Genomic DNA, 6,047 nt, shown 5'->3' with positions numbered 1-6,047 from the left:
CTGCGTCAAGTACTGCGTCAAGTACTGCGTCAAGTACTGCGTCAAGTACTGCGTCAAGTACTGCGTCAAGTACTGCGTCTAGACGCCACGGATATACGGACTACACCATATTCCGCAAGCAAGACAGACGCTACATTATTCCCTTTCCTTCAAAACCTCGCGTATCGTTTTCATGGAAAATCCCCGTGAAAAAAGCGTTTTCATGATGTTCTCCTCACTCCGGCCCGTATCCTTAAGACGCTGCAGGAGCAACAGGGCGTTCTCTTTTTCTTTCTCTTCCGGGAAAGACTCTTCAAGTACGTATTCGGCGATAGAGGAGTCGATCCCCTTTTTTCTGAGTCCGGAGAACAACGCGTTCCTGCTTTCAGGCCGCCGCTTTAGCCGCGACCACACCCAGGCTTTCGCGAACTCGATATCATCCAGATATCCGAGTTCTTCGAGACGGGGGATCACCTTTTCAATAATATGAATGGCATATCCCTTCTTTTTGAGTTTAAGCGTTAACGTGAATGTCGAATAAAGCATACGTGAGAGAAGGGTAAGCGCGTATCGCTCCGCTTCGAGGGAAAGGGATTGGACAACGAGCCCTTCTATTTCATCACGCGAAAGGTTCATCCCTTCACTGATATGATTGATATCGATGATCTCCTGCAGTACCGCGACCGAAGATTCGTCGGAAAGGGTAATGCTGCTTTTTGTTTTTTTTGCCTGCTTGATACGAATGATTGTGAGGTTATCTCTTTGAGAACTGGAACCGTCTTCGTGCACCACGTCGACCGTATTTTTTTCGTTCTACCATTCGCGAATCCCGTGTAAGAAATCCGTTTGCCCGCAAGGCCGTGCGATTTGATTTATCATGCCTGTACAGGACCTTCGCAATACCGTGCTGGCATGCTCCCGCCTGACCGGCGAAACCTCCGCCCGAAACCTTGATCATGATATCGAATTTCCCGATAGTGTCGGTAACCTCAAGCGGTTTCATGATAAGTATTTTAAATAATTCCCCCGGGAAAAAATCATCAATACTTTTTCCGTTGACGGTGACCTTACCTTCACCATTACGCAGAAACACACGGGCAATCGCTGTTTTTCTTTTTCCTGTTTCTACTGAAAGATTTTCCGCCAATTATATGCTCCTTCTATGGTTACTTATTCAAGAATTTCCGGTTTCTGGGCTTCATGGGGATGCGATTCACCGGCATATATCTTAATGTTTTTATAGAGTTTTCTCCCAAGACTCCCTTTGGGAAGCATCCCTTTTACCGCATGCTCAAGCGGAAACGTCGGCTTACGACCGATTACTTTAGTAAAGGACTCGGTCTTGAGGCCGCCGGGATACCCCGAATGCCTGTGATACATCTTGTCCGTTCTCTTGCGTCCCGAAACATCGACTTTATCGGCATTGATAATAATGACAAAATCCCCTGTATCCATGTGCGGTGAAAAAATGGCTTTATGTTTACCCCGCACAATCGATGCCGCCATTACCGCCACTCTGCCCAGTCTCTTTCCCGCCGCATCAATAAGATACCATTTGTGAGTAATATCCTTAGGTTTAACAAATATAGTTTTCATTTCCTCTCATGTCCGTGATATTATTAAGATAGTGTAACTATCATTTTTATCAGAAAGTCAATGTAATGTCAAGGGGTCGGAACCGTTACTTATTCGCTTTTCTTTTCTTCTTTCAGTTCCTTCTTTTCCTCCATTTTGTCCTTTATATCCGCAACACCGATAAAAAAGGCAATAATACCGATCAGAAGAGCGAGGATAGGTCCTCCACCCTGGAGAAATTCGACAATGTATTTGCCCCAATTAAGTCCCATCGGTAAATCAAATGGAAGTATTGACCAGACGAAAAAAAGTACCAAAATCAATCCTATTAATAACGCTATCATTTATTCCTCCAAAAATATATGTAATTATATGAGAAAGTTATATATTTTCAGAGATATGTCAATATCAATTCATATATTAATTCGATTTTTTGGGCAAAAAACCCGGGTTTTTCGATTTTAAAGCTGTTTATTGACAATGGCCAGGATAAATCCGATTGCATAACAAATCATGGGAAGATTGACAAGAAACATTTTAAAAACCGGAAATCCATATACGGAAGCGAATCCCGAACCGATAATACCGAAGGTCTCCATTGTCGTATAGACAATCTCCGCATAGAGAAAAAGAGTCCCGATAATAATGCAAAGCCATGCAGGATCCCTTGTTTTTGACCAGAGTAAAATCGCAATAAAGGTGAGTGCCGCTCCGGTTATCACCCTGGTGAGAATCAGGATATTATCATATGTCATCTTTTTTATCTCCTGGTATCGTTATAAAGAGCTTTATCGCTTTTTTCAATTCCCCGGGGGTTAATTCGGCCGGGAAAATATTAGGGCCGGGGAATACCGGATTGAGTAAAATCCCCTCATCCAGAAAACGATTAAAAACCCATGTGTATGTTTCCCGTTTGAATCCGGCGACAATATATATCCCTTTTTGTTTCCAGGAAACGGAAGCCGGGAACAGATCTTCTTTCAACCACCCCGGTATTTTGTATTTTTTCAAATCGTAATAGGCGCGCAGCATCCCGGCAAGAATCATGGGCGAAATCGGCGTTTCATCGGGGAAAAAAGTCTTCCCTTTCCCCTTCCATAAAATAACCACGGGAGCCCCCGCGATCGAAAAGGGAAGAACGGGGATAAAAACATCCGGTGTTCTGTCATGAAGATCACAGAACGGCCGCCAATAGGAAATCCTGCCGTTCCTCCCGGAAAGCAGGGGATCGACGATATCGGCGGGCTTGATAACCCGGTTCATGAGACGGGAAATGATGAGGCATGCCGCATCCTGCGACGGGGCAATCCCGGCACAATGGTAGCCGGGAACCAGCGTACGGAGTGCCCGTATCAGCCTGTTTTTATAAACCGATTTCATATCGAAAACGAGTCCCCTCGACATCACGTTCTTCATGACCGGCACGAGCCTGTATGCCCTGTGCCCCAAAAGCGCGTACCCCCCGTTCTGATAAAAATCGAGATAGCGGTTCCCCTTTGTATCGTAGAGTCTGTAAGCTCTGGCCCTCTTAACAAGGGGAAGGGCCTGAAACAGGTTTTCCGATGACCGGTCCTGATTGTTCACTGATACGCCCATTATGGTTTTAGTTTTTCCTCGAGGATTTCATTGACCATGCCGGGATTGGCTTTTCCCCCCGTTTTCTTCATTACCTGGCCGACAAGAAAACGGATGGTATTCGATTTTCCGTTTCTGTAATCCTCGACCGACTTCGGGTGCCCGGCAATTACCTCACGGACGATCCCTTCGAGCGTCGACCTGTCCGAAATCTGGGCAAGCCCATTTTTTTCCACGATTTCCACCGCCGCCGCTCCCGTTTCAGCCATTTCAGCGAATACCGATTTGGCGATCCTGCCGCTTATCCTGCCCGAATCGGTCATTGCCAGAAGCTCACGAATCCCGGAAGGCGGAACGGGGAATTCCGCAATACCGATATTTTTCTGATTACAGATACCGTTGACCTCGGTCAAAATCCAATTGGCTATTTTCTTTGGTTCACCGTCATATTCACGGCAGGCATCTTCGAAATAACAGGACATGGCCCTGCTCGAGGTCAATTGCACGGCATCTTCCATTGTAATGCCGTAGTCGGTGACGAACCTGTTTCTCGTTCGTGCGGGAAGTTCGGGCAGACCGGCTTTCAATTCCTCGACCAGGGCTTTTGAAACGAGAATCGGTTTGAGATCCGGTTCCGGGAAATAGCGGTATTCGGATGCTTCTTCCTTGTGCCGTTGAAGAATCGTGGTCCCCGAGGCTTCATGCCATCCCCTCGTTACCTTTCCGACCTCCTCAAGGGTAAGCCGCTTTTCCTCCCATTCCGCGCGCTGGCGCTTGACCTCAAAGTGCAGGGCCGCCCTTAGTGCCCGGAAGGAGTTTACGTTTTTTACCTCGGTAATCGGTGTGGCGTATTTCTTCTCTCCTTCGTATATCCAGAGATTGATATTTGCGTCGCACCGGAGGGATCCTTCTTCCATATTACAGTCGGACACACCGATCCATTCCATGAGTTCCCTTATCTCCTGCACATAGGCCACCGCCTCTTCGGGACTGCGCATATCCGGTTCGGAAACGATCTCGAGAAGGGGCGTCCCGCACCTGTTAAGGTCCACGTAACTGAGGCCGGCACCGTCTTCAGAATGTAGATTTTTCCCGGCATCCTCTTCGAGGTGTGCGCGAATGATCCCTATTTTCCTGCTTCCCCATTCTCCTTCAATATCGAGGAATCCGTCGAAGCAGATCGGCATATCGAATTGAGAAATCTGGTATCCCTTCGGAAGATCGGGATACATGTAATTCTTCCGGTCGAATTTCGTCAGTCCGGCGATCGAACAATTAAGGACGAGGCCCGCGCGTACGGCATATTCGATCATCCTGGCGTTCGGGCTCGGAAGCGCGCCGGGAAGACCGGCACACACCGGGCAGACCCGTGAGTTCGGGACGCCCCCGAAGGTGTTCCCGCAGCCGCAAAAGGCTTTTGTTTCGGTGAAAAGCTGAACATGGACTTCACACCCGATTACCACGTCAAAGGTCATCAGGTCCCTCCCGATTCATGATAGGTTTTGGCAATACCAAGGAGAAGCGCTTCCGAAAACCGTTTCCCGACGATCTGAACGCCCACCGGAAGCCCCGCACGGGTTTTCCCGCATGGAACCGAGAGAGAGGGAAGAAGCGCGAGGTTGACGAAGGTCGTGCAGATATCGGTGAGGTACATGGACAGGGGATCGTCGACCTTTTCCCCGATTCTGAACGGAGTACAGGGAGATGTGGGTGAGACGATGATATCGTATGTATCGAAGACACCGGCGAGTCCGGAACAGAGAATCGTCCGTACCTGCTGCGCCTTTTTATAGTAGGCATCGTAATATCCGGAAGAAAGCACATAATTCCCCAGAAAGATTCTCCGCTTCACTTCCTTTCCAAAACCCTTACTCCGTGAAGATGTGTAGAGATCTTCGAGGGTAACGGCATCATCGGATCTGAATCCGTAACGGATGCCGTCATAGCGTGCCAGGTTCGAAGACGCCTCTGCGGGTGCGATAATGTAGTACATTGCGACGGCGCTTTTCAGAATGGGGAGAGAAAGCGGCTCCACGACCGCGCCGTTCCGTTCGAGGTATGAGGCGAAGGCTTTCACCTTCTCCTTGATTTCAGGGTCGATCCCCTCACCGAAAAACTCCTCGGGAAGGGCGGCCCGCACCCCCCCGATCTCCTTCGGCCGCAAGGGGAGAATTTCTTCCAGACCGCTTTCCTCCGATGTCGCGTCATGACGGTCCGCGCCGCTGCACGAGGCGAGCAGCAGGGCGATATCATCAGGCGAACGCGCAAGCATACCGATCTGATCGAGCGACGATCCGAAGGCGACAACCCCGTAACGCGACAGGGTGCCGTACGATGGCTTCAGCCCGTATACGCCGCAAAATGCGGCGGGCAGCCTGACGGAACCGCCGGTTTCCGTTCCCAGTGCGGCGGGGGCCATACGCGAGGCAACGGCCGCCGCGGACCCGCCCGAACTTCCGCCCGGGGTCAGTTCCCTGTCGACGGGATTCCGTGTTGGGCCGTATATCGAATATTCGCAGGACGATCCCATACCGAACTCATCCATATTCGTCCTTCCCGTGACAATCATACCGTCCGAAACCAGTCTGTCGACAACCGTCGCCGAATACGGCGCGGTAAATCCTTTAAGCACCCCCGAAGCACAGGTAAGGGGTTTCCCTTCGACGAGGATGTTATCCTTGACGGCAAGGGGAAGCCCGCACAATCCACCCCCCTCCCCTTTCGCCCGCGCCGCATCGGCTTTTTCGGCCTTCGCGAGGGCGTCGTCGAAAAACTCGATATAGCAGTTGAGGGGCTGCGGGTGCTTGCAATCCTCAAGATATTCGTCCCTGAAGGCGGCGACTGCATCCTTTGCCGAAAGATCACCACGTTCCATGGCCGCCTTTAATTCCGTGAGGGTCATACAGACAATCGACGCC

8 protein-coding genes are annotated in these 6,047 nt (G+C 50.0%); all 8 read right to left on the bottom strand.

Annotated elements, in window-relative coordinates:
• Positions 1–135 precede the first annotated feature (135 nt).
• Positions 136–768, bottom strand: coding sequence for a regulatory protein RecX (locus JW881_18045; GenBank protein MBN1699428.1), 633 nt, complete (start codon positions 766–768; stop codon positions 136–138).
• A complete protein-coding gene (gene rpsI, locus JW881_18040; GenBank protein ID MBN1699427.1) occupies positions 734–1,126 on the bottom strand; it encodes a 30S ribosomal protein S9 in 393 nt (130 codons plus the stop codon). The genes JW881_18045 and rpsI overlap by 35 nt, the downstream gene beginning before the upstream one ends.
• A gap of 23 nt (positions 1,127–1,149) precedes the next feature.
• Positions 1,150–1,575 carry a 50S ribosomal protein L13 gene (gene rplM / locus JW881_18035; GenBank protein MBN1699426.1) on the bottom strand — a complete coding sequence of 142 codons (426 nt, stop codon included), beginning with the start codon at positions 1,573–1,575 and terminating at the stop codon, positions 1,150–1,152.
• A gap of 89 nt (positions 1,576–1,664) precedes the next feature.
• Complete coding sequence (locus tag JW881_18030; GenBank protein ID MBN1699425.1) at positions 1,665–1,898, bottom strand: hypothetical protein; 234 nt, start codon at positions 1,896–1,898, stop codon at positions 1,665–1,667.
• Between the two features lie 117 nt (positions 1,899–2,015).
• Positions 2,016–2,309, bottom strand: coding sequence for a hypothetical protein (locus tag JW881_18025; protein ID MBN1699424.1), 294 nt, complete (start codon positions 2,307–2,309; stop codon positions 2,016–2,018).
• Complete coding sequence (locus tag JW881_18020; GenBank protein ID MBN1699423.1) at positions 2,299–3,150, bottom strand: hypothetical protein; 852 nt, start codon at positions 3,148–3,150, stop codon at positions 2,299–2,301. Before JW881_18020 ends, JW881_18025 begins: the two co-directional genes overlap by 11 nt.
• A complete protein-coding gene (gene gatB / locus JW881_18015; protein MBN1699422.1) occupies positions 3,150–4,604 on the bottom strand; it encodes an Asp-tRNA(Asn)/Glu-tRNA(Gln) amidotransferase subunit GatB in 1,455 nt (484 codons plus the stop codon). Before gatB ends, JW881_18020 begins: the two co-directional genes overlap by 1 nt.
• Positions 4,604–6,031, bottom strand: coding sequence for an Asp-tRNA(Asn)/Glu-tRNA(Gln) amidotransferase subunit GatA (gene gatA / locus JW881_18010; protein MBN1699421.1), 1,428 nt, complete (start codon positions 6,029–6,031; stop codon positions 4,604–4,606). Before gatA ends, gatB begins: the two co-directional genes overlap by 1 nt.
• Between the last annotated feature and the right edge of the window lie 16 nt (positions 6,032–6,047).

This window comes from Spirochaetales bacterium (assembly GCA_016930085.1).
In the GTDB taxonomy this organism is placed as follows: Bacteria; Spirochaetota; Spirochaetia; order SZUA-6; family JAFGRV01; genus JAFGHO01.
Note: the sequence above shows the minus strand (reverse complement) of the source record. Positions and strands in the feature narration are given on the sequence as shown.

What these genes read in the sequence shown, in the direction of transcription:
- gatB (MBN1699422.1), bottom strand. Translation starts at nt 4,604, where the DNA reads ATGACCTTTGACGTGGTAATCGGGTGTGAAGTCCATGTTCAGCTTTTC.
- JW881_18025 (MBN1699424.1), bottom strand. Translation starts at nt 2,309, where the DNA reads ATGACATATGATAATATCCTGATTCTCACCAGGGTGATAACCGGAGCG.
- JW881_18030 (MBN1699425.1), bottom strand. Translation starts at nt 1,898, where the DNA reads ATGATAGCGTTATTAATAGGATTGATTTTGGTACTTTTTTTCGTCTGG.
- rplM (MBN1699426.1), bottom strand. Translation starts at nt 1,575, where the DNA reads ATGAAAACTATATTTGTTAAACCTAAGGATATTACTCACAAATGGTAT.
- JW881_18020 (MBN1699423.1), bottom strand. Translation starts at nt 3,150, where the DNA reads ATGGGCGTATCAGTGAACAATCAGGACCGGTCATCGGAAAACCTGTTT.
- gatA (MBN1699421.1), bottom strand. Translation starts at nt 6,031, where the DNA reads ATGACCCTCACGGAATTAAAGGCGGCCATGGAACGTGGTGATCTTTCG.